The organism is Bacillus spizizenii TU-B-10 (assembly GCF_000227465.1).
Taxonomy (GTDB): domain Bacteria; phylum Bacillota; class Bacilli; order Bacillales; family Bacillaceae; genus Bacillus; species Bacillus spizizenii.
In genome coordinates, this window is sequence record NC_016047.1 from 1815325 (window position 1) to 1837584 (window position 22260).

The 22260-nt window shown below is 42.3% G+C and carries 21 protein-coding genes; all 21 read left to right on the forward strand.

The genetic code is table 11. From position 1 onward, the window contains the following. The first annotated feature begins 1 nt into the window (after position 1). Positions 2–1072, forward strand: coding sequence for a protein-glutamate O-methylesterase CheB (cheB, locus tag GYO_RS31170; RefSeq protein ID WP_014113804.1), 1071 nt, complete (start codon positions 2–4; stop codon positions 1070–1072). 5 nt (positions 1073–1077) lie between these two features. Further along, positions 1078–3093 (forward strand): chemotaxis protein CheA, encoded by a 2016-nt coding sequence (gene cheA, locus GYO_RS31175; RefSeq protein WP_014113805.1) that lies wholly within the window; start codon positions 1078–1080, stop codon positions 3091–3093. Between the two features lie 21 nt (positions 3094–3114). Next, on the forward strand, positions 3115–3585 hold the full coding sequence (cheW, locus tag GYO_RS31180; protein WP_014113806.1) for a chemotaxis protein CheW: 471 nt from the start codon (positions 3115–3117) through the stop codon (positions 3583–3585). Positions 3586–3603: 18 nt separating this feature from the next. After that, positions 3604–4233: a CheY-P phosphatase CheC gene (gene cheC / locus GYO_RS31185; protein ID WP_003220907.1), complete on the forward strand. Its 630-nt coding sequence runs from the start codon at positions 3604–3606 to the stop codon at positions 4231–4233. Continuing rightward, positions 4230–4730, forward strand: a complete 501-nt coding sequence (gene cheD / locus GYO_RS31190) for a chemoreceptor glutamine deamidase CheD (RefSeq protein ID WP_003220909.1) — start codon at positions 4230–4232, stop codon at positions 4728–4730. Before cheC ends, cheD begins: the two co-directional genes overlap by 4 nt. A 22-nt stretch (positions 4731–4752) precedes the next feature. Next, positions 4753–5517, forward strand: coding sequence for an RNA polymerase sigma-28 factor SigD (gene sigD, locus GYO_RS31195; RefSeq protein ID WP_003220911.1), 765 nt, complete (start codon positions 4753–4755; stop codon positions 5515–5517). 29 nt (positions 5518–5546) lie between these two features. Next, positions 5547–6050 (forward strand): hypothetical protein, encoded by a 504-nt coding sequence (locus GYO_RS31200; RefSeq protein ID WP_041520953.1) that lies wholly within the window; start codon positions 5547–5549, stop codon positions 6048–6050. 143 nt (positions 6051–6193) lie between these two features. Continuing rightward, a complete protein-coding gene (gene rpsB, locus GYO_RS31205) occupies positions 6194–6934 on the forward strand; it encodes a 30S ribosomal protein S2 (RefSeq protein ID WP_003220918.1) in 741 nt (246 codons plus the stop codon). Positions 6935–7035: 101 nt separating this feature from the next. Beyond that, positions 7036–7917: a translation elongation factor Ts gene (gene tsf, locus GYO_RS31210; protein WP_014113808.1), complete on the forward strand. Its 882-nt coding sequence runs from the start codon at positions 7036–7038 to the stop codon at positions 7915–7917. A 145-nt stretch (positions 7918–8062) separates the two neighbouring features. Beyond that, a complete protein-coding gene (pyrH, locus tag GYO_RS31215) occupies positions 8063–8785 on the forward strand; it encodes a UMP kinase (protein WP_003220923.1) in 723 nt (240 codons plus the stop codon). 1 nt (position 8786) lies between these two features. Beyond that, complete coding sequence (gene frr / locus GYO_RS31220) at positions 8787–9344, forward strand: ribosome recycling factor (protein ID WP_003220926.1); 558 nt, start codon at positions 8787–8789, stop codon at positions 9342–9344. A 130-nt stretch (positions 9345–9474) separates the two neighbouring features. Further along, positions 9475–10257, forward strand: coding sequence for an undecaprenyl pyrophosphate synthase (uppS, locus tag GYO_RS31225; protein WP_014113809.1), 783 nt, complete (start codon positions 9475–9477; stop codon positions 10255–10257). A gap of 3 nt (positions 10258–10260) precedes the next feature. After that, positions 10261–11070: a phosphatidate cytidylyltransferase gene (gene cdsA, locus GYO_RS31230; RefSeq protein WP_079287750.1), complete on the forward strand. Its 810-nt coding sequence runs from the start codon at positions 10261–10263 to the stop codon at positions 11068–11070. A 61-nt stretch (positions 11071–11131) separates the two neighbouring features. Next, on the forward strand, positions 11132–12283 hold the full coding sequence (dxr, locus tag GYO_RS31235) for a 1-deoxy-D-xylulose-5-phosphate reductoisomerase (RefSeq protein WP_014113811.1): 1152 nt from the start codon (positions 11132–11134) through the stop codon (positions 12281–12283). 6 nt (positions 12284–12289) lie between these two features. Then, positions 12290–13558 (forward strand): RIP metalloprotease RseP, encoded by a 1269-nt coding sequence (rseP, locus tag GYO_RS31240; RefSeq protein WP_072182690.1) that lies wholly within the window; start codon positions 12290–12292, stop codon positions 13556–13558. Between the two features lie 32 nt (positions 13559–13590). Further along, complete coding sequence (proS, locus tag GYO_RS31245; RefSeq protein ID WP_014113813.1) at positions 13591–15285, forward strand: proline--tRNA ligase; 1695 nt, start codon at positions 13591–13593, stop codon at positions 15283–15285. A gap of 108 nt (positions 15286–15393) precedes the next feature. Then, entirely contained in the window at positions 15394–19707 is a 4314-nt protein-coding gene (locus tag GYO_RS31250; RefSeq protein ID WP_041520955.1) for a PolC-type DNA polymerase III, read from the forward strand. Between the two features lie 328 nt (positions 19708–20035). Continuing rightward, entirely contained in the window at positions 20036–20506 is a 471-nt protein-coding gene (rimP, locus tag GYO_RS31255; RefSeq protein ID WP_003220940.1) for a ribosome maturation factor RimP, read from the forward strand. 34 nt (positions 20507–20540) lie between these two features. Further along, the gene (gene nusA, locus GYO_RS31260; protein ID WP_003220941.1) at positions 20541–21659 is read left to right on the forward strand and encodes a transcription termination factor NusA; all 1119 of its coding nucleotides are present in this window, start codon (positions 20541–20543) and stop codon (positions 21657–21659) included. A 13-nt stretch (positions 21660–21672) separates the two neighbouring features. Beyond that, positions 21673–21948 (forward strand): RNase P modulator RnpM, encoded by a 276-nt coding sequence (gene rnpM, locus GYO_RS31265; protein ID WP_003220944.1) that lies wholly within the window; start codon positions 21673–21675, stop codon positions 21946–21948. A 1-nt stretch (position 21949) separates the two neighbouring features. Further along, complete coding sequence (locus tag GYO_RS31270; protein ID WP_003220946.1) at positions 21950–22252, forward strand: YlxQ family RNA-binding protein; 303 nt, start codon at positions 21950–21952, stop codon at positions 22250–22252. The last annotated feature ends 8 nt before the right edge of the window (positions 22253–22260 follow it).

Here is a 22260-nt window from a genome sequence, read left to right on the forward strand (position 1 = left end):
TTTGATTCGTGTGCTTGTAGTTGATGATTCAGCTTTCATGAGAAAAATGATAAGTGATTTTTTAACCGAGGAAAAGCAGATAGACGTAATCGGAACTGCGAGAAACGGAGAAGAAGCGCTTAAGAAGATTGAATTACTAAAGCCAGATGTTATTACTCTTGATGTTGAAATGCCGGTCATGAACGGGACAGACACACTGCGCAAAATTATCGAGATTTATAACTTGCCGGTCATCATGGTGTCAAGCCAGACAGAGAAAGGCAAAGAGTGCACAATTAATTGTTTAGAGATCGGCGCCTTTGACTTTATCACAAAGCCATCAGGCTCCATATCTCTGGATTTGTACAAAATTAAAGAACAATTAGTTGAGCGTGTCATCGCGGCTGGGCTTTCCGGCAAGCGGAAACATCCTGTTTCACAGGCAGTTCGGCCTGAACCTATAGTGCGTGCTGTAAAGCCTGAATTAAGCAAGCCGAAACCCGGCACAGGCAGACAAATTGTATGTATCGGCACATCAACAGGCGGTCCAAGGGCGTTACAAAAGGTGATACCGAAGCTCCCTAAGGATTTGAACGCACCAGTGGTTGTTGTTCAGCACATGCCTGAAGGTTTTACTGCTTCTTTGGCTGAGCGGCTGAATCATTTATCCGACATTCAAGTAAAAGAAGCAAAAGATGGTGAAGCAGCTCTTAACGGCTGTGTTTACATAGCACCGGGAGGAAAAAACATATCCGTTATTAAAAACAGCGGAGGACTCCAGATCGTGCTTGATAATCTCGATACGCCAAGCCGTCATAAACCATCAGCTGATTATTTATTCCGTTCTGTCGGTAAACTGGCAGACTATGAAAAAGTAGCGGTTATCATGACCGGAATGGGCAGTGACGGCACTGCCGGCTTAAAGGACATGCTTATGGCCGGCAATGTGAAAGCCATTGCGGAGTCTGAAGAATCTTGTGTCGTATATGGGATGCCGAAAGCAGCTGTTAAAGCGGGCCTCATCCATGAGATTAAACATGTGGAAGATATCGCAGCATCCATCACAAGCTGTGTGAAAAAAGAGAGGATGTGATTCAAATGGATATGAATCAGTATTTAGATGTCTTTATTGATGAGAGTAAAGAACATTTACAAACATGTAATGAAAAGCTTCTCCTTTTAGAGAAAGACCCGACTGACCTTCAGCTCGTTCATGATATATTCAGGGCTGCCCATACATTAAAAGGAATGAGCGCAACGATGGGCTATACCGACTTAGCACATCTAACCCATCTGCTTGAAAATGTGCTGGATGCAATCCGAAACGGAGACATGGCAGTTACCTCAGAATGGCTGGATATTTTGTTTGAAGCCCTGGATCACCTGGAAGCTATGGTTCAGTCTATTATTGACGGCGGGGATGGTAAAAGAGATATCTCAGAAGTGAGTGCCAAGCTTGATGTGAATGGTGCACACGCTGAAATGGCTGCCTCAGCGGAACCTGCAGAAGCACAGAATTCAATATCTGATTGGGAATATGACGAGTTTGAACGGACTGTCATACAAGAAGCGGAGGAGCAAGGTTTCAAACGATATGAAATCAAGATTTCTCTGAACGAAAACTGTATGTTAAAAGCAGTTCGTGTCTATATGGTGTTTGAAAAGCTTAATGAAGTCGGAGAAGTAGCCAAAACAATTCCAAGTGCGGAAGTGCTTGAAACAGAAGATTTCGGCACTGACTTTCAAGTTTGTTTCTTAACACATCAATCAGCGGAAGAGATTGAACAATTAATCAATGGCGTTTCAGAAATTGAGCATGTTGAAGTCAGTCAAGGGGCTCCTTTAACATCAGCTGAAAAGCCGGCAGAATCTAAGCCAGCAGATTTACCAGCACCTGTACCTGTGAAGCAGGAGAAACAAAAACAGCCTGCTAAAAACGAAGAACAGGCGAAGCACACAGCCGGCGGATCTAAAACAATTCGTGTCAACATTGACAGACTTGATTCTTTAATGAATTTATTTGAAGAGCTTGTCATTGACCGCGGGCGACTCGAGCAGATTGCAAAAGAGCTTGAGCACAATGAACTGACTGAAACGGTTGAACGAATGACGAGAATTTCCGGAGATTTGCAATCGATTATTCTTAATATGAGAATGGTTCCGGTTGAAACTGTTTTTAATCGGTTCCCGAGAATGATTCGCCAGCTTCAAAAAGAGCTGAATAAAAAAATCGAACTCTCGATCATCGGTGCGGAAACTGAACTGGATCGAACAGTGATTGATGAAATCGGAGATCCTCTCGTTCACTTGATCAGAAACAGTATTGATCATGGTATCGAGTCGCCGGAAACACGTTTGCAAAAGGGAAAACCGGAATCAGGAAAGGTTGTGCTTAAAGCTTATCACAGCGGCAACCATGTCTTTATCGAAGTAGAGGATGACGGTGCAGGCCTTAATCGCAAAAAAATTCTCGAAAAAGCGCTTGAGCGCGGGGTCATTACGGAAAAAGAAGCTGAAACCTTAGAAGACAATGAAATTTACGAATTGATCTTTGCTCCAGGGTTCTCAACTGCTGATCAAATTTCTGATATTTCCGGCCGCGGTGTTGGACTTGATGTTGTAAAAAACAAACTGGAGTCTCTGGGCGGTTCAGTCAGTGTGAAATCTGCAGAAGGTCAAGGCTCTCTATTCAGCATCCAGCTTCCACTTACCTTGTCCATTATTTCAGTTCTCCTAATCAAATTGGAAGAAGAGACATTTGCCATTCCAATTTCTTCAATTATTGAAACGGCAGTTATTGACAGAAAAGACATTTTGCAAACGCATGACCGTGAAGTGATTGACTTTAGAGGGCACATTGTCCCTGTCGTTTATTTAAAAGATGAGTTTAAAATAGAAGATACAAGACAAGATGCGGAACAGCTCCATATCATTATCGTGAAAAAAGGCGATAAACCTACTGCATTTGTAGTGGACTCCTTTATTGGCCAGCAGGAAGTTGTGCTGAAATCACTCGGAGATTATTTAACAAACGTCTTTGCAATTTCCGGAGCTACTATTTTAGGAGACGGAGAAGTAGCGCTCATTATTGATTGTAATGCACTGATTATTTAACCATTCGAGGAGGTGTCCCACATGACTGCAGAAATTAAAACAGGCGAAAAAATGATTGTCTTTATGGTAAATGGCAAAGAATATGCCATTTCCGTCACTCAGGTGAAATCAATTGAAAAATGGCAAAAACCAACGAGAGTGCCTGGCGTCGAACCATATATTTGCGGGGTAATCAATTTGCGCGGGGTAGTGACTCCGGTAATTGATTTAAGAAAGCGCCTGAATTTGCCAGAGTATGAAATTACCGATGAAACACGAATTATCATTATTGCTTATCGTGATACTGAAATCGGCTGGATAGTGGATGAAGCTAATGATGTGATTACCGTACACGAAAGTGAAATCGAATCCGCTCCAGAAAGCATCCAGAAAGATACGGATGTGTCGATCGAACAGATTGTGAAACAAGAGAACAGGCTCTTAAATATTATTGATGCGAACGCGGTTTTGGATAAAGAATCATCTCAGTCCGCTGTGCCCGATCAAGCTTAATCTTAAAGGGGTTATGACATGAGTATTTTTAATGGAATCAAAGAAGAGCAGATGGACATTTTGCGGGAAGTCGGCAATATAGGAGCCGGCCACTCCGCCTCTGCAATGGCCCAGCTGTTAAATAGAAAGATAGATATGGAAGTCCCGTTTGCAAAGCTGTTGTCTTTCGATGAGCTTGTCGATTTTTTCGGCGGCGCCGATATCCCGGTTGCCAGCATCTTTTTAAGAATGGAAGGCGATTTAACGGGCTCGATGTTCTTTATAATGCCTTTTTATCAGGCGGAGCAGTTTATCAGAGAGCTGATTGGAAACCCCGATTTTGATATAGAGGACTTAGGTGAAGATCATATGAGCTCATCCGCTTTGCATGAACTGGGCAATATTTTAGCAGGATCATATTTAACAGCTTTGGCGGATTTGACGAAACTCCAGCTTTATCCAAGTGTTCCTGAAGTTTCTTTGGACATGTTCGGCGCTGTGATCAGCGAAGGGCTGATGGAGCTAAGCCAGGTTGGAGAACACGCCATTGTTGTGGACACGTCAATTTTTGACCAAAGCCATCAGCAGGAGCTGAAAGCGCATATGTTTATGCTGCCGGACTATGATTCATTTGAAAAGCTCTTTGTCGCCTTGGGTGCATCATTATGAGTACAACTGAGGCTGTCGTAGTAAAGGTTGGAATTGCTGACGTGAAGATCGCCCGCTTCCCGGACACCATCAGGACCTCTGGGTTGGGATCATGTGTGGGACTGGTGCTTTATGATAAAGAAAAGCAGACGGCGGGGCTTGTTCATGTCATGCTTCCGGATTCGACGTTATCGAAAACTGCCGAACTCAATCGGGCTAAGTATGCTGACACAGCCGTAAAGACCACGATTGATATGCTGATAGAAGCGGGATGCCGGAAGTTTGCATTAAAAGCAAAGCTGGCCGGCGGATCAGAGATGTTTAAATTTAAATCAACAAATGATTTGATGAAGATAGGACCGAGAAATGTATTAGCGATAAAGGAACAGCTGTCTTTATATAATATTCCTATTATTAGTGAGGATACGGGCGGCTCAAGCGGCCGGACGATAGAATTTGAACCGAAGTCCTGCATGCTGCATATTCGAACTGTTAAACAAGGTGAAAAAACGATTTAATTAAGGTATTAGGGGGATAACAATGCAATCCTTGAATTATGAAGATCAGGTGCTTTGGACGCGCTGGAAAGAGTGGAAAGATCCTAAAGCCGGTGACGATTTAATGCGCCGTTACATGCCGCTTGTTACATATCATGTAGGCAGAATTTCTGTCGGACTGCCGAAATCAGTGCATAAAGACGATCTTATGAGCCTTGGTATGCTTGGTTTATATGATGCCCTTGAAAAATTTGACCCCAGCCGGGACTTAAAATTTGATACCTACGCCTCGTTTAGAATTCGCGGCGCAATCATAGACGGGCTTCGTAAAGAAGATTGGCTGCCCAGAACCTCACGTGAAAAAACAAAGAAGGTTGAAGCAGCAATTGAAAAGCTTGAACAGCGGTATCTTCGGAACGTATCGCCCGCAGAAATTGCAGAGGAACTCGGAATGACGGTACAGGATGTCGTGTCAACAATGAATGAAGGTTTTTTTGCAAATCTGCTGTCAATTGATGAAAAGCTCCATGATCAAGATGACGGTGAAAACATTCAGGTCATGATCAGAGATGACAAAAATGTTCCGCCTGAAGAAAAGATTATGAAGGATGAACTGATTGCACAGCTTGCTGAAAAAATTCACGAACTCTCTGAAAAAGAACAGCTGGTTGTCAGTTTGTTCTACAAAGAGGAGTTGACATTGACAGAAATCGGACAAGTATTAAATCTTTCTACGTCCCGCATATCACAGATTCATTCAAAGGCACTTTTTAAATTAAAGAATCTGCTGGAAAAAGTGATTCAATAATGAATTTCAATGATTAGCGAGTGAAAAACATGTCAACACTATTATGGCTTTTAAGCTTTACGCTCCACGGCGTTCTTCTGTACGCTGTCATTATCCTGTATATGAGACTCGCAGCTGTGAAAGAAACAGAAAAACAGCAAAAGAAATTACTTGAAGAGACGGAAAACACCTTGGCAGCATTTCTTCTTGAATTAAAAGAAGAAAATGAGAAACTGATAGAAAATACCGGTTCACCTTCAAGTCAAGCGGAAGAAGAAACCCAAAAGCCAGACCTTCGGCACTCTGAAAAAGATTCAGAGCGGGGTGCAGTTCAAGAAGAAGAAAATCTTCTTGAACATATCGAAGGTCTGATTACTGAGGTTGAGCGTCAGGAAGAGAGCATAAACAGCAATGCCCAATCATTTGAAGACCAGGTCATAGCTTTATATGAGCAGGGGTATTCGGCCAATCAAATTGCTCAGAAACTGAAGAGCGGAAAGACAGAAATCGAGCTGTTTTTAAAATTTCGCTCCAAAGGTGTAAAGGATTCTTGATTGTCGGATAAAGCTGTGTTATATTATGTCTTGGTGTTAAATACACACGCTTAACGATTTATGCAGAGGGTGCTGCAGGCGGCAGTTCTGCACAAAAATGACCTAAGCGGAGGAAAAAAACCATTATATTAGGAGGAAATAACATGTCAGTCATTTCTATGAAGCAATTGCTTGAAGCTGGTGTTCACTTCGGTCACCAAACACGCCGTTGGAACCCAAAAATGAAGCGTTACATTTTCACGGAGCGTAACGGAATCTACATCATTGACCTTCAAAAAACAGTCAAAAAAGTAGAGGAAGCTTACAACTTCACTAAAAATCTTGCTGCTGAAGGCGGGAAAATCCTTTTCGTCGGAACAAAAAAACAAGCTCAAGATTCTGTTAAAGAAGAAGCTCAGCGCTCTGGCATGTACTATGTCAACCAACGCTGGTTGGGCGGTACATTAACAAACTTTGAAACAATCCAAAAACGTATTAAACGTCTTAAAGACATTGAAAAAATGCAAGAAAACGGTACGTTTGATGTACTTCCTAAAAAAGAAGTCGTTCAATTGAAAAAAGAATTAGAGCGTCTTGAAAAATTCCTAGGCGGAATTAAAGATATGAAGGATCTTCCTGATGCATTATTCATCATCGATCCTCGTAAAGAGCGCATCGCTGTTGCGGAAGCTCGCAAATTAAACATCCCTATCATCGGTATCGTAGATACTAACTGTGATCCAGATGAAATCGATGTTGTAATCCCAGCGAACGATGACGCTATCCGCGCTGTTAAACTTCTAACTTCTAAAATGGCAGATGCAATCTTAGAAGCGAAGCAAGGCGAAGAAGAAGCGGAAGTTGCTGAAGAAACTGCACCAGAAACAGAAACAACAACTGCGTAACCTATTCAAAAGGTGATAAGAGGGACTGCCTTTTATCACCTTTTTTCAAGAAAAATGTGTAATATACATACTCTTGTTTTAACATATAAGGAGGAATACAAATGGCAATTACTGCACAGCAAGTAAAAGAACTGCGTGAAAAAACTGGCGCGGGCATGATGGATTGTAAAAAAGCGTTAACTGAAACTGACGGAGATATGGACAAAGCAATTGACCTTTTAAGAGAAAAAGGGATTGCGAAAGCAGCGAAAAAAGCTGACCGTATCGCGGCAGAAGGTTCTACTCTTATTAAAACTGACGGCAACAAAGGCGTTATCTTAGAAGTAAACTCTGAAACTGACTTCGTTGCGAAAAACGAAGGCTTCAAAGAGCTTCTTAACACTTTAGCTGACCACCTTCTTGCAAATGCTCCAGCAGATGTTGAAGAAGCTATGGGTCAAAAAATGGAAAATGGCTCTACTGTTGAAGAGTACATCACAAGTGCAGTTGCTAAAATTGGTGAGAAAATCACTCTTCGCCGCTTTACAGTTCTTACAAAAGACGACAGCTCTGCATTCGGTGCTTACCTTCACATGGGCGGCCGCATCGGCGTATTAACTGTTCTAAACGGTACAACTGACGAAGAAACTGCGAAAGATATCGCAATGCACGTTGCTGCGGTTAACCCTCGTTACATTTCTCGTGATCAAGTATCTGAAGAAGAAAGAAATCATGAGCGTCAAATCTTAACTCAGCAAGCCCTTCAAGAAGGTAAACCTGAAAACATCGTAGCGAAAATGGTTGAAGGCCGTCTGAACAAATTCTTCGAAGAAATTTGTCTTTTAGACCAAGCGTTCGTTAAAAACCCAGATGAAAAAGTGAAACAAGTGGTTGCAGCGAAAAACGCAACTGTTCAAACTTATGTACGCTATGAAGTTGGAGAAGGCATCGAAAAACGTCAAGAAAACTTTGCTGAAGAAGTAATGAACCAAGTGAAAAAATAATGGCGAAAAGATTTCGCGGCCAAGTCGCGTCTTTTCAGGCAGTATAGGGGACACACTTTGTGTTCCCTATTTTTAAAACTATATTTACAAACCTTTTTTTCTCTTGCATAATAGAAAACGGCAATGTTTACACTTGGAGGTTATCATGGAAAAACCAAAATACAAACGTATCGTATTAAAGCTTAGCGGGGAAGCATTGGCAGGAGAACAGGGAAACGGAATTAACCCAACTGTCATTCAATCCATTGCAAAGCAAGTGAAAGAAATCGCTGAGCTTGAAGTCGAAGTGGCTGTTGTAGTAGGCGGCGGCAACTTATGGCGCGGAAAAACAGGAAGTGACCTGGGCATGGACCGTGCAACTGCTGACTATATGGGAATGCTGGCGACAGTTATGAATTCGCTTGCTCTTCAAGACAGCTTGGAAACACTCGGAATCCAGTCCAGAGTGCAAACATCCATTGAAATGAGACAAGTTGCTGAACCGTACATAAGAAGAAAAGCGATACGCCACTTAGAGAAAAAACGTGTCGTTATTTTCGCTGCGGGTACAGGAAACCCATATTTCTCAACTGATACGACAGCTGCACTGCGGGCTGCTGAAATTGAAGCAGACGTTATTTTAATGGCTAAAAATAATGTTGACGGTGTGTATAATGCTGATCCTAGAAAAGATGAATCAGCTGTTAAGTATGAATCACTTTCTTATCTTGACGTTCTTAAAGACGGTCTGGAAGTCATGGATTCAACAGCATCATCTTTATGCATGGATAATGACATTCCGCTTATCGTCTTTTCTATTATGGAAGAAGGAAACATCAAACGTGCCGTTATCGGTGAATCAATCGGAACGATCGTGAGGGGGAAATAACGTGTCAAAAGAAGTATTAACTCAAACAAAAGAAAAAATGGAAAAAGCAATTGCTGCTTATCAACGTGAATTGGCTACTGTACGCGCAGGGCGTGCAAATCCATCTCTATTAGATAAAGTAACGGTTGAATATTACGGAGCACAGACACCTTTAAATCAGCTGTCTTCTATTAACGTGCCTGAAGCTCGTATGCTCGTTGTAACGCCATACGACAAATCAGCAATCGGCGATATCGAAAAAGCGATTTTAAAAGCTGATTTAGGTATTACGCCAACAAGTGACGGCAATATGATTCGAATTGCGATTCCGGCGTTAACGGAAGAAAGACGGAAAGAATTAGTGAAAGTTGTAAAAAAATATGCTGAAGACGCGAAAGTAGCTGTCCGTAACGTTCGCCGTGATGCTAACGATGATCTTAAAAAACTTGAGAAAAACGGAGACATTACTGAGGATGAACTGCGTGCTTCAACTGAAGACGTTCAAAAACTGACAGATGAATATGTGTCAAAAATTGACAGTGTCACAAAAGACAAAGAAAAAGAAATCATGGAAGTTTAATGAAAAACTATGTACAATAGATAATAGTGAAAAGACCCTCTCATGTTTACAGGGGGTTTTTTTGTTAATACTGTTGATTACATTGATTATCAGCAGGGAATGCAACCTTTTTGGGTGACGGAGGAATCTCATGCTCAACATACTCAAAAATTGGAAGAATCAGCAAACTGCGGCTTCCAACTTAGAACGTTATACAAAAGAAGACATACTTAAGGGAGAAATTCCCGAACACATCGCCATTATCATGGATGGAAATGGCCGTTGGGCTAAAAAACGCTCTCTTCCCCGAATTGCAGGCCACCATGAAGGGATGAAGGTGGTAAAAAGGACAACGAAGCTTGCAAACGAATTAGGTGTAAAAGTACTGACATTGTATGCATTTTCAACAGAAAACTGGAAGAGACCGAAAATGGAAGTCGATTTTTTAATGAAGCTTCCGGAAGAATTTTTGAATACGTATCTTCCAGAGCTTGTTGAGGAAAATGTACAGGTTCGGATCATTGGAGATGAAACGGCTTTGCCGGCACACACATTACGTGCGATTGAAAAGGCAGTACAGGATACGGCACAAAACGACGGAATGATTCTTAATTTTGCTCTTAATTATGGAGGCCGTACTGAAATTGTCGCTGCTGCAAAAACACTCGCGGAAAAAGTGAAGGATGGCTCTTTGAATATTGAAGACATTGATGAATCGCTTTTTTCTAATTATTTAATGACTGAATCTTTGCAGGATCCTGAACTTTTAATTCGAACGAGCGGCGAGATTAGACTGAGCAATTTTATGCTATGGCAGGTTGCCTACAGTGAATTTGTCTTTACTGACGTCTTGTGGCCTGACTTTAAAGAAGATCACTTCTTACAGGCTTTAGGAGAATATCAGCAGAGAGGCCGGAGGTTTGGCGGAATTTAGAGGATGGTGGACATGAAACAAAGAATTTTGACAGGTGTTCTGGCAGCAATTGTATTTTTATTTTTGGTTATTGTCGGGAAATTGCCGTTCACCATATTAATTTATGCTATGGGCAGTGTGGCGCTTTTTGAACTTTTACGGATGAAAAAGCTGAAGCTGGTTTCACTGCCGGGTTTGATCGGTCTTTTATTATTGTGGATGTTCTTATTGCCAAGCCAGTATTCGTTTTTTGAAGCGAACGGTATTTCAAAAATGGAAATCGCTTTGTTTGCGGTACTGCTTTTGCTGACTTACACAGTGTTGGTGAAAAACACCTTTACTTTTGATGAAGTCGGTTTTATTACGCTGGCAGCAATTTACATCGGAATGTGTTTTCATTATTTTATAGAAATCAGAAATATTGACCAATACGGATTAACATACATTTTTTACGCGTGTGTTGTGATTTGGTCCACTGATTCCGGTGCATATTTTGTCGGGAAAGCGCTTGGTAAGCGAAAACTGTGGCCTGAAATCAGTCCGAATAAAACAGTGGAAGGATTTGTAGGTGGAATTGTTATCGCGCTTGTATTGGCGACGATTTTTCAGCTTGTTGCACATCTTCCGGTCCCGTATATCTATCTGCTGTTGATCACGCTGTTTTTGTCTGTTTTCGGACAACTTGGAGATTTAGTGGAATCCGCCTTAAAAAGACATTACGATGTAAAGGATTCTGGGAAGATTCTTCCCGGGCATGGCGGTATCTTAGACCGTTTTGACAGTTTCTTGTTTGTCATGCCTTTCTTGTACTTTCTGCTTGCCCTTTTTTCATAAAAAAGTCTAATATGAATATAAGACTGATCATGCAGCAAAAAGAATAGGAGTAGTGGCAACTTTGAAAAATATTTGTCTTTTAGGAGCAACAGGATCAATCGGCGAACAGACACTTGACGTACTTCGTACACATCAAGATCAATTTCAGCTGGTATCTATGTCGTTTGGCAGAAATATTGATAAGGCCGTTCCAATGATAGAGGCCTTTCAGCCGAGGTTTGTCTCTGTCGGTGATCTGGATACATATCATAAATTAAAACAAATGTCTTTTTCTTTTGAATGCCAAATTGGGCTGGGAGAAGAGGGACTGATAGAAGCAGCAGTGATGGAGGAGGTTGACATCGTTGTCAACGCCTTGCTTGGAAGTGTCGGTCTCATCCCGACGTTAAAGGCAATTGAACAGAAAAAAACAATCGCGCTTGCAAATAAGGAAACTCTTGTCACTGCAGGGCATATAGTAAAAGAACACGCTAAGAAATACGATGTTCCGCTGCTGCCTGTTGACAGTGAGCATTCGGCCATTTTTCAAGCGCTACAAGGCGAACAGGCTAAAAACATTGAACGCCTCATCATTACGGCATCCGGCGGAAGTTTTCGAGACAAGACGCGGGAGGAGCTCGAATCAGTAACGGTTGAGGACGCATTAAAACATCCAAATTGGTCAATGGGTGCAAAAATTACGATTGATTCGGCTACAATGATGAATAAGGGGTTAGAGGTGATCGAGGCGCATTGGCTTTTCGATATACCATATGAACAAATTGATGTGGTTTTACATAAGGAGAGCATCATCCATTCAATGGTTGAGTTTCATGACAAAAGTGTGATCGCACAGCTCGGAACTCCGGATATGAGGGTTCCAATTCAATATGCGCTCACTTACCCTGACCGGTTGCCATTACCTGATGCGAAAAGGCTTGAATTATGGGAAATCGGCAGCCTCCATTTTGAGAAAGCTGATTTTGACAGGTTCCGATGCTTACAATTTGCTTTTGAATCAGGTAAAATAGGAGGAACAATGCCGACAGTGCTAAATGCGGCAAATGAAGTAGCTGTCGCTGCCTTTTTAGCCGGCAAGATACCGTTTTTGGCTATTGAAGACTGTATCGAAAAGGCATTATCTCGCCATCAGTTAATGAAAAAACCGAGCCTGGCGGACATTCAAGAAGTGGACAAAGATACCCGGGGATACGTCAATTCAATACTCACATAAGGTGGTATGTTCGTGAATACAGTTATAGCGTTTATCATTATTTTTGGAACGCTCGTTTTCTTCCATGAACTGGGCCATTTATTGCTAGCCCAAAGAGCGGGAATTCTCTGCCGTGAATTTGCGATCGGATTCGGTCCAAAGATTTTTTCTTTCAAAAAAAATGAAACAGTTTATACGATCAGGCTCCTTCCAGTCGGCGGATTTGTCCGTATGGCCGGCGAAGATCCGGAAATGATTGAGGTGAAACCTGGTTACACGGTTGGGCTTCTGTTTAATAAAGAAGATCAAGTTGAGAAAGTCATCATTAATCAAAAGGAAAAATACCCGGATGCTTTAGTCATCGAAGTGGAAACAGCGGATTTAGAGCATGACATGAAGATCACCGGCTATGAACAGGGGAAAGAGGATGAGCTTTCCAGCTTTACTGTCAGCGAAACATCCTTTTTCATTGTAGACGGAGAAGAAGTGCAGATTGCGCCGTATAATCGCCAATTTGGTTCCAAACCAGTGTGGCAGCGGATTAAAGCGATTGCTGCAGGGCCGATTATGAACTTTATTTTAGCTTACGTCATTTTAGTGATGCTTGGGCTGATTCAAGGTGTACCGTCTAATGAGCCTATGCTCGGGCAGCTGACAGACAATGGACGGGCGGCCGAAGCAGGGCTAAAAGAAGGGGATTATATCCAAAGCATTAACGGAGAGAAAATGAGGTCTTGGACTGACATTGTCTCCGCTGTAAAAGAAAATCCGGAAAAAGAAATGGATGTTGCGGTAAAAAGAGATAACAAAACGCTTCATATTGCAGTGACTCCGGAAGCTGTGAAAGATGAGAACAAAAAAACAATCGGACGTTTCGGTTCCTATGCGCCGACTGAAAAAGGTGTTCTCTCAGCAGTTGCTTACGGCGCGACATCAACAGTTGATGTCACCAAAGCGATTTTAACCAACTTAAGCAAATTAGTAACAGGCCAATTTAAACTTGATATGCTGTCAGGTCCTGTCGGCATATATGACATGACAGACCAAGTGGCGAAAACAGGGTTAGTGAACTTATTCCAGTTTGCTGCGTTTCTAAGCATTAACCTTGGGATTGTCAACCTGCTTCCAATTCCGGCACTTGACGGAGGAAGACTGCTATTTCTATTTATTGAAGCGATTCGGGGCAAACCGATTAACAGGGAAAAAGAAGCATTTGTTGTGTTTATCGGGGTAGCTTTCTTAATGCTTCTTATGCTGGTCGTCACATGGAACGATATCCAGCGGCTGTTCTTGTAAACGAAAAGTAAATCAATCAGAGGTGCGAAGAAATGAGACAAAGCTTGACGCTTATTCCTACGCTCCGTGAAGTTCCAGCTGATGCCGAAGCAAAAAGTCATCAGCTTCTTCTGAGAGCAGGATTTATCAGACAGAATACGAGCGGGGTATACAGCTATATGCCTCTTGCGTATAAGGTGATTCAAAACATTCAGCAGATTGTTCGTGAAGAAATGGAGAAAATAGATGCCGTAGAAATGCTTATGCCCGCATTGCAGCAGGCTGAGACATGGCAGGAATCAGGCAGATGGTATACGTATGGTCCTGAACTGATGAGACTAAAAGACCGTCATGGCCGTGAATTTGCTTTAGGGGCAACGCATGAAGAAGTCATCACTTCACTTGTTCGCGATGAAGTTAAATCTTATAAGCGTCTCCCTCTGACTCTGTATCAAATCCAGTCTAAGTTCAGAGATGAAAAACGTCCTCGCTTCGGTTTGTTAAGAGGGCGCGAATTTATTATGAAGGATGCGTATTCTTTCCATGCATCTGAAGAGAGCCTCGATGAAACGTATCAAAAAATGTACGAGGCCTATTCTAATATTTTTGCCCGCTGCGGCATTAATGTAAGACCTGTCATCGCCGATTCAGGCGCAATGGGAGGAAAGGATACGCACGAGTTTATGGCACTTTCTGCAATTGGTGAGGATACAATTGCGTATTCTGATGAATCACAATATGCGGCTAATATCGAAATGGCTGAAGTTCTTTATCAAGAAGTCCCTTCTGATGAAGAGCCTAAAGCTTTAGAGAAAGTCCACACGCCTAACGTAAAAACAATTGAAGAACTGACTGCGTTTTTACAGGTTTCCGCTGAAACCTGCATTAAATCGGTTTTGTTTAAAGCAGATGACCGTTTTGTCTTAGTGCTTGTAAGAGGCGACCATGAAGTCAACGATATTAAAGTGAAAAACTTGCTTCATGCAGAAGTAGTGGAGCTTGCCACACATGAAGAGGTCATTCAGCAGCTCGGAACAGAGCCAGGCTTTGTCGGCCCTGTCGGTGTCAATCAAGATGTTGAAGTATATGCCGATCATGCTGTGAAAGCAATGGTCAATGCTGTTGCCGGTGCGAATGAAGAAGATCATCATTATAAAAATGTCAACGTGAACCGTGACGCGCAAATTAAAGAATTTGCAGATCTTCGTTTTATTAAAGAAGGCGACCCTTCACCAGACGGTAAAGGCACGATCCGTTTCGCGGAAGGAATCGAGGTCGGACAAGTCTTTAAGCTCGGAACACGCTATTCAGAAGCGATGAATGCGACATACTTAGACGAAAACGGACGCGCGCAGCCAATGCTGATGGGCTGTTACGGAGTAGGTGTGTCAAGAACGCTTTCTGCTATTGCTGAACAGCATCACGACGAAAAAGGATTAATATGGCCAAAAAGCGTTGCACCGTACGATCTTCATATTCTTGCTTTGAACATGAAAAACGATTCGCAAAGAGAGCTTGCTGAAAAGCTGTATGCCAATTTAAAAGCAGAGGGCTATGAAGTGCTCTATGACGATCGTGCTGAACGCGCAGGCGTAAAATTCGCTGATTCAGATCTAATCGGCCTTCCAATCCGCATCACTGTCGGAAAACGTGCGGACGAAGGAATTGTCGAAGTGAAAATCCGTCAAACGGGTGAGTCAACTGAGGTTTCAGTAGATGAATTATCTACTTTTATCAGCAAGCAGTAATCACCATAACGATTTAGCAAAAAACATGTTAAAATAGAAATAATAGAAGGTACCTCATTGCCTGAGGTACCTTCACTTATGATGTTTTTAGGGAGGGATACTGTCTTAATGGAACAGTTATCAGTAAACAGAAGGCAGTTTCAAATTCTTCTGCAGCAGATTAATATGACAGATGATACCTTCATGACATATTTTGAAGATGGCGAGATTAAAAAGCTGACAATACACAAAGCTTCTAAGTCTTGGCATTTTCATTTTCAATTTAAATCTTTGCTGCCTTTTCAAATATATGACACATTAACAACGAGGCTGACGCAATCGTTTGCCCACATAGCAAAAGTGACATCTTCAATTGAAGTGCAGGATGCCGAGGTCAGTGAAAGTATCGTTCAAGACTACTGGTCACGATGCATTGAAGAATTGCAAGGCATTTCGCCGCCGATTATCAGTCTCTTAAACCAGCAAAAACCGAAACTGAAGGGCAATAAACTGATTGTCAAAACAAAAACAGACACAGAAGCGGCTGCTCTTAAGAACAAATACAGTTCCATGATTCAAGCTGGCTACCGTCAATTTGGTTTCCCAGACCTTCAGCTTGATGCCGAAATATTTGTATCCGAGCAAGAAGTTCAAAAGTTTCGGGAGCAAAAGCTTGCAGAAGACCAAGAGCGGGCCATGCAAGCGCTGATTGAAATGGAGAAGAAAGATAAAGAAAGTGATGAAGATCAAGTGCCATCTGGGCCTCTTGTCATCGGTTATCAAATTAAAGATAACGAAGAAATCCGGACGCTTGACAGCATCATGGACGAAGAACGGAGAATTACAGTCCAAGGTTACGTGTTTGATGTGGAGACCCGCGAGCTGAAAAGCGGGCGTACGCTGTGTATCTTCAAAATTACAGACTACACAAATAGTATTTTAATCAAAATGTTTGCACGTGAAAAAGAAGATGCGGCACTAATGAAGTCTCTGAAAAAAGGAATGTGGGTAAAAGCACGCGGAAGCATTCAAAACGACACTTTCGTCAGAGATCTCGTCATGATCGCAAATGACGTAAACGAAATAAAAGCAAAAACCCGGGAAGATTCAGCTCCTGAAGGAGAAAAAAGAGTGGAATTGCATTTGCATTCCCCAATGAGCCAAATGGATGCTGTTACGGGTATTGGAAAGCTTGTCGAACAGGCGAAAAAATGGGGGCATGAGGCCATCGCTTTGACGGACCATGCTGTTGTTCAATCTTTCCCTGATGCGTATTCTGCCGCCAAAAAGCATGGAATTAAAATGATTTATGGGATGGAAGCGAATCTCGTTGATGATGGCGTGCCAATTGCTTATAACGCTGCACACCGTCTGCTTGAGGAAGAAACATATGTTGTTTTTGACGTCGAGACGACGGGACTGTCTGCTGTATACGATACCATTATTGAGCTGGCTGCAGTAAAAGTAAAAGGCGGAGAAATTATTGATAAATTTGAGGCGTTTGCGAACCCGCATCGTCCGCTTTCAGCAACAATCATAGAGCTGACTGGCATCACCGATGATATGCTTCGCGACGCTCCGGATGTCGTAGATGTGATAAGAGATTTTAGAGAATGGATTGGCGATGATATCCTTGTCGCTCATAATGCGAGCTTTGATATGGGATTCTTAAACGTAGCTTATAAAAAGCTTCTTGAAGTTGAAAAAGCTAAAAACCCAGTCATTGATACACTTGAGCTTGGCCGTTTTCTCTATCCGGAATTTAAGAACCACCGTTTGAACACACTTTGTAAAAAGTTTGATATCGAACTCACACAGCATCACCGTGCGATCTATGATACTGAAGCGACTGCTTATTTGCTTCTGAAAATGCTGAAGGACGCAGCTGAAAAAGGCATTCAGTACCATGATGAGCTGAATGAAAATATGGGTCAGTCCAACGCTTATCAAAGATCTAGACCGTATCATGCAACATTACTCGCTGTGAACAGCACGGGGCTTAAAAATTTATTTAAGCTTGTGTCACTTTCTCATATTCATTATTTTTACAGAGTGCCTCGTATCCCGAGATCTCAGCTTGAGAAATACAGAGAAGGGCTTCTGATCGGTTCAGCCTGTGACAGGGGAGAGGTTTTTGAAGGGATGATGCAAAAATCGCCTGAAGAGGTTGAAGATGTCGCAGCATTCTATGATTATCTTGAGGTTCAGCCGCCTGAAGTGTACCGTCACTTGCTAGAGCTTGAACTGGTCCGCGATGAAAAATCGCTGAAAGAAATTATTGCGAATATCACGAAATTGGGTGAAAAGCTAAATAAACCGGTTGTTGCTACGGGAAATGTTCATTACTTGAATGATGAGGATAAAATTTACAGAAAGATTTTAATATCCTCTCAAGGCGGGGCCAATCCGCTGAACAGACATGAACTGCCGAAAGTGCATTTCAGAACGACAGACGAAATGCTTGAAGCATTTTCTTTTTTAGGCGAAGAAAAAGCGAAGGAAATTGTTGTTACCAATACCCAAAAGGTTGCTTCTTTAATCGATGACATCAAGCCGATTAAAGATGATTTGTATACACCGAAAATCGAAGGCGCCGATGAAGAAATCAGAGAAATGAGCTATCAGCGTGCAAGAAGCATTTACGGCGAACAGCTGCCTGAAATTGTCGAAGCGCGGATTGAAAAAGAATTAAAGAGTATCATTGGCCACGGCTTCGCTGTTATTTACTTGATCTCTCACAAACTTGTAAAACGTTCACTAGATGACGGGTATCTCGTAGGTTCCCGTGGTTCCGTAGGATCTTCATTAGTTGCGACGCTTACTGAGATTACTGAGGTCAACCCGCTGCCGCCACACTATGTCTGCTCTGAGTGCCAGCATTCTGAGTTCTTTAATGACGGTTCTGTCGGTTCCGGTTTTGACTTGCCCGACAAGATGTGTCCTCATTGCGGAACACCTTTGAAAAAAGATGGCCATGATATTCCGTTTGAAACGTTCTTAGGATTTAAAGGGGACAAAGTACCTGATATCGATTTGAACTTCTCAGGGGAATATCAACCGCACGCACACAATTACACAAAAGTATTGTTCGGAGAAGACAATGTATATCGAGCAGGAACAATAGGCACAGTTGCAGAAAAAACAGCCTACGGTTATGTAAAAGGCTATGCCGGAGACAATAACCTCCACATGCGCGGGGCCGAAGTAGATCGGCTCGTACAGGGATGTACAGGTGTAAAACGTACAACTGGACAGCACCCTGGGGGTATTATCGTAGTTCCGGATTATATGGATATCTATGATTTTTCACCGATTCAGTTCCCGGCAGATGCCACAGGTTCAGAGTGGAAAACGACTCATTTTGATTTCCACTCCATCCATGACAACCTGTTAAAACTGGATATTCTCGGACACGATGACCCGACCGTCATTCGGATGCTTCAAGACTTAAGCGGCATTGATCCGAAAACAATTCCAACCGATGATCCAGAAGTGATGAAGATTTTCCAGGGAACCGAATCACTCGGTGTTACAGAAGAACAGATCGGCTGTAAAACAGGAACTCTTGGAATCCCTGAATTCGGAACACGATTTGTCCGTCAGATGCTTGAAGATACAAAGCCGACAACTTTTTCCGAGCTCGTTCAGATTTCAGGCTTGTCTCACGGAACTGATGTATGGCTCGGCAATGCGCAAGAGCTCATCCACAATAATATTTGTGAGCTGAGTGAGGTTATCGGCTGCCGTGACGACATTATGGTTTATTTAATCTATCAAGGCCTTGAGCCGTCCCTTGCCTTTAAAATCATGGAATTTGTGCGTAAAGGAAAAGGATTAACGCCTGAATGGGAAGAAGAAATGAAAAATAACAATGTCCCAGACTGGTATATTGATTCTTGTAAAAAGATTAAATACATGTTCCCGAAAGCCCACGCCGCAGCTTATGTATTAATGGCAGTCCGCATTGCTTACTTTAAAGTACATCATGCGCTTCTGTATTATGCGGCTTATTTTACCGTTCGTGCAGACGACTTTGATATCGATACAATGATCAAGGGCTCTACAGCAATCAAGGCGGTAATGGAGGATATTAACTCTAAAGGACTTGATGCTTCACCGAAGGAAAAAAACCTTCTGACTGTTTTAGAATTAGCGCTTGAAATGTGTGAGAGAGGCTATTCATTCCAAAAAGTCGATTTATATCGCTCCAGCGCTACAGAGTTTATTATTGACGGCAACAGTCTTATCCCGCCGTTTAACTCCATTCCTGGATTAGGGACGAACGCCGCTCTGAACATTGTAAAGGCTCGTGAAGAAGGCGAATTCCTCTCAAAAGAAGATTTGCAAAAGAGAGGGAAAGTGTCAAAAACGATTCTAGAGTATTTAGATCGTCATGGCTGTCTCGAATCACTGCCTGATCAAAACCAATTGTCATTGTTCTAACATAGAAGCAGAATTTCTCTCGAAATTCTGCTTCTATGCATATATAACCGCAAAAAGTGCCATCGTAACATTAGAGTTTCTGTCATTTGCTTAGGTATGAAAGTAGCGTATATCCATTTGCAATAAAAATATGGTTATGGTATAGTTTTATTGGAAATGCTAACGATTACCGAGGCAAAGAGTGGGGAAACCCGCTCTTTTGTATTGAACAAGAGAATTTTGTCTCGACATGTTCATCGTTTACTTTTTAGCCCCTGCTCTCTTGAAGCAGGGTTTTTATGCAGAGTGACGAGACGAATATGATATCGACAGCACAAGGAGGAAGAACATGAGCAAAAAAGTGACTGACACCGTTCAAGAAATGGCTCAGCCAATCGTAGACAGCCTTCAGTTGGAACTCGTTGACATTGAATTTGTCAAAGAGGGTCAAAGCTGGTTCCTTCGCGTGTTTATTGATTCCGATGACGGTGTGGATATTGAGGAATGTGCCAAAGTAAGCGAAGCTTTAAGCGAAAAGCTTGATGAGGCAGATCCAATCAGCCAAAATTACTTTCTTGAAGTCTCATCTCCGGGAGCTGAGCGTCCGCTAAAGAAAAAAGCCGATTTCGAAAAATCACTTGGAAAAAATGTGTATATTAAAACTTATGAGCCTATTGAGGGCGTAAAAGTGTTTGAAGGTGAGCTGGCTGAATTTGATGGACAAACAGTGACAGTTGAGATCACGATCAAAACAAGAAAGAAACGGATCAATATTCCGTATGAAAAGATAGCTAATGCAAGATTAGCTGTTACATTCTAATGAATACAAATGTTTTAAGGGGGGAGACCGTTAAATGAGCAGTGAATTATTAGATGCTCTCACGATTCTTGAAAAAGAAAAAGGCATCAGCAAAGAAATTATCATTGAAGCAATCGAAGCTGCGTTAATTTCTGCTTATAAGCGGAATTTTAATCAAGCGCAAAATGTACGGGTGGATTTAAACCGTGAAACAGGCTCCATCCGTGTATTTGCAAGAAAAGATGTCGTTGACGAAGTTTACGACCAAAGGCTGGAGATCTCTATTGAAGAGGCGCAGGGCATCCATCCGGAATATATGGTCGGCGATGTCGTTGAAATCGAAGTAACGCCTAAGGATTTCGGGCGCATAGCTGCTCAAACAGCGAAGCAGGTCGTCACACAGCGTGTGCGCGAAGCTGAGCGCGGTGTGATATATTCTGAATTTATCGACCGTGAAGAAGACATCATGACAGGTATCGTTCAGCGCCTAGACAATAAGTTTATCTACGTGTCTTTAGGCAAAATTGAAGCCTTGCTGCCGGTTAATGAGCAAATGCCGAATGAAAGCTACAAGCCTCATGATCGCATTAAGGTATATATCACAAAAGTAGAAAAAACGACGAAGGGCCCGCAGATTTATGTGTCAAGAACACATCCAGGCCTGTTAAAGCGTTTGTTTGAAATCGAAGTGCCTGAGATTTATGATGGAACTGTCGAGCTGAAATCTGTTGCCAGAGAAGCTGGCGACCGTTCAAAAATTTCTGTTCGCACAGACGATCCTGACGTGGATCCTGTTGGCTCATGCGTAGGTCCTAAAGGCCAGCGTGTTCAGGCGATCGTCAATGAATTAAAAGGCGAAAAAATTGACATTGTCAACTGGTCCAGTGATCCTGTAGAATTTGTCGCGAATGCGCTCAGCCCTTCGAAAGTGCTGGATGTCATCGTTAATGAAGAAGAAAAAGCGACAACTGTTATTGTTCCTGATTACCAGCTGTCTCTGGCGATTGGCAAAAGAGGACAAAACGCACGCTTAGCTGCTAAACTGACAGGCTGGAAGATTGATATTAAGAGCGAAACGGACGCAAGAGAACTTGGAATCTATCCGAGAGAACTTGAAGAAGAAGACGATGAGCCGCTCTTTACGGAGCCTGAAACTGCTGAATCGGATGAATAAGAGGTGACCTTAGGTGAATAAACACAAAAAGATCCCGTTACGCAAATGTGTAGTGACTGGTGAAATGAAGCCTAAAAAGGAACTGATCCGAGTTGTACGTTCGAAAGAAGGCGAAGTCTCAGTAGACCCGACCGGAAAAAAGAACGGGCGGGGTGCTTATTTAACGCTGGATAAAGAGTGCATCTTAACAGCAAAAAAGAAAAACACTTTGCAAAATCAATTTCAATCACAAATCGATGACCAGATTTTCGAAGAATTGCTGGAACTGGCGGAAAAGGTGAAAAAATAAAATGTCTGGAATGGAATGGTTTCCCTTGCTGGGTCTGGCCAATCGAGCTCGTAAGGTCGTGTCAGGCGAAGACTTGGTAATAAAAGAAATCAGGAATGCGCGTGCAAAGCTTGTCCTGCTTACAGAGGATGCATCATCTAACACAGCGAAAAAAGTAACCGACAAGTGCAATTATTATAAAGTCCCTTATAAAAAAGTCGAGAGTCGCGCGGTTCTTGGACGCTCTATCGGTAAAGAAGCCCGTGTCGTTGTCGCCGTCACTGACCAAGGTTTTGCGAATAAGCTGATCAGCTTGCTCGATTAATATTTTTG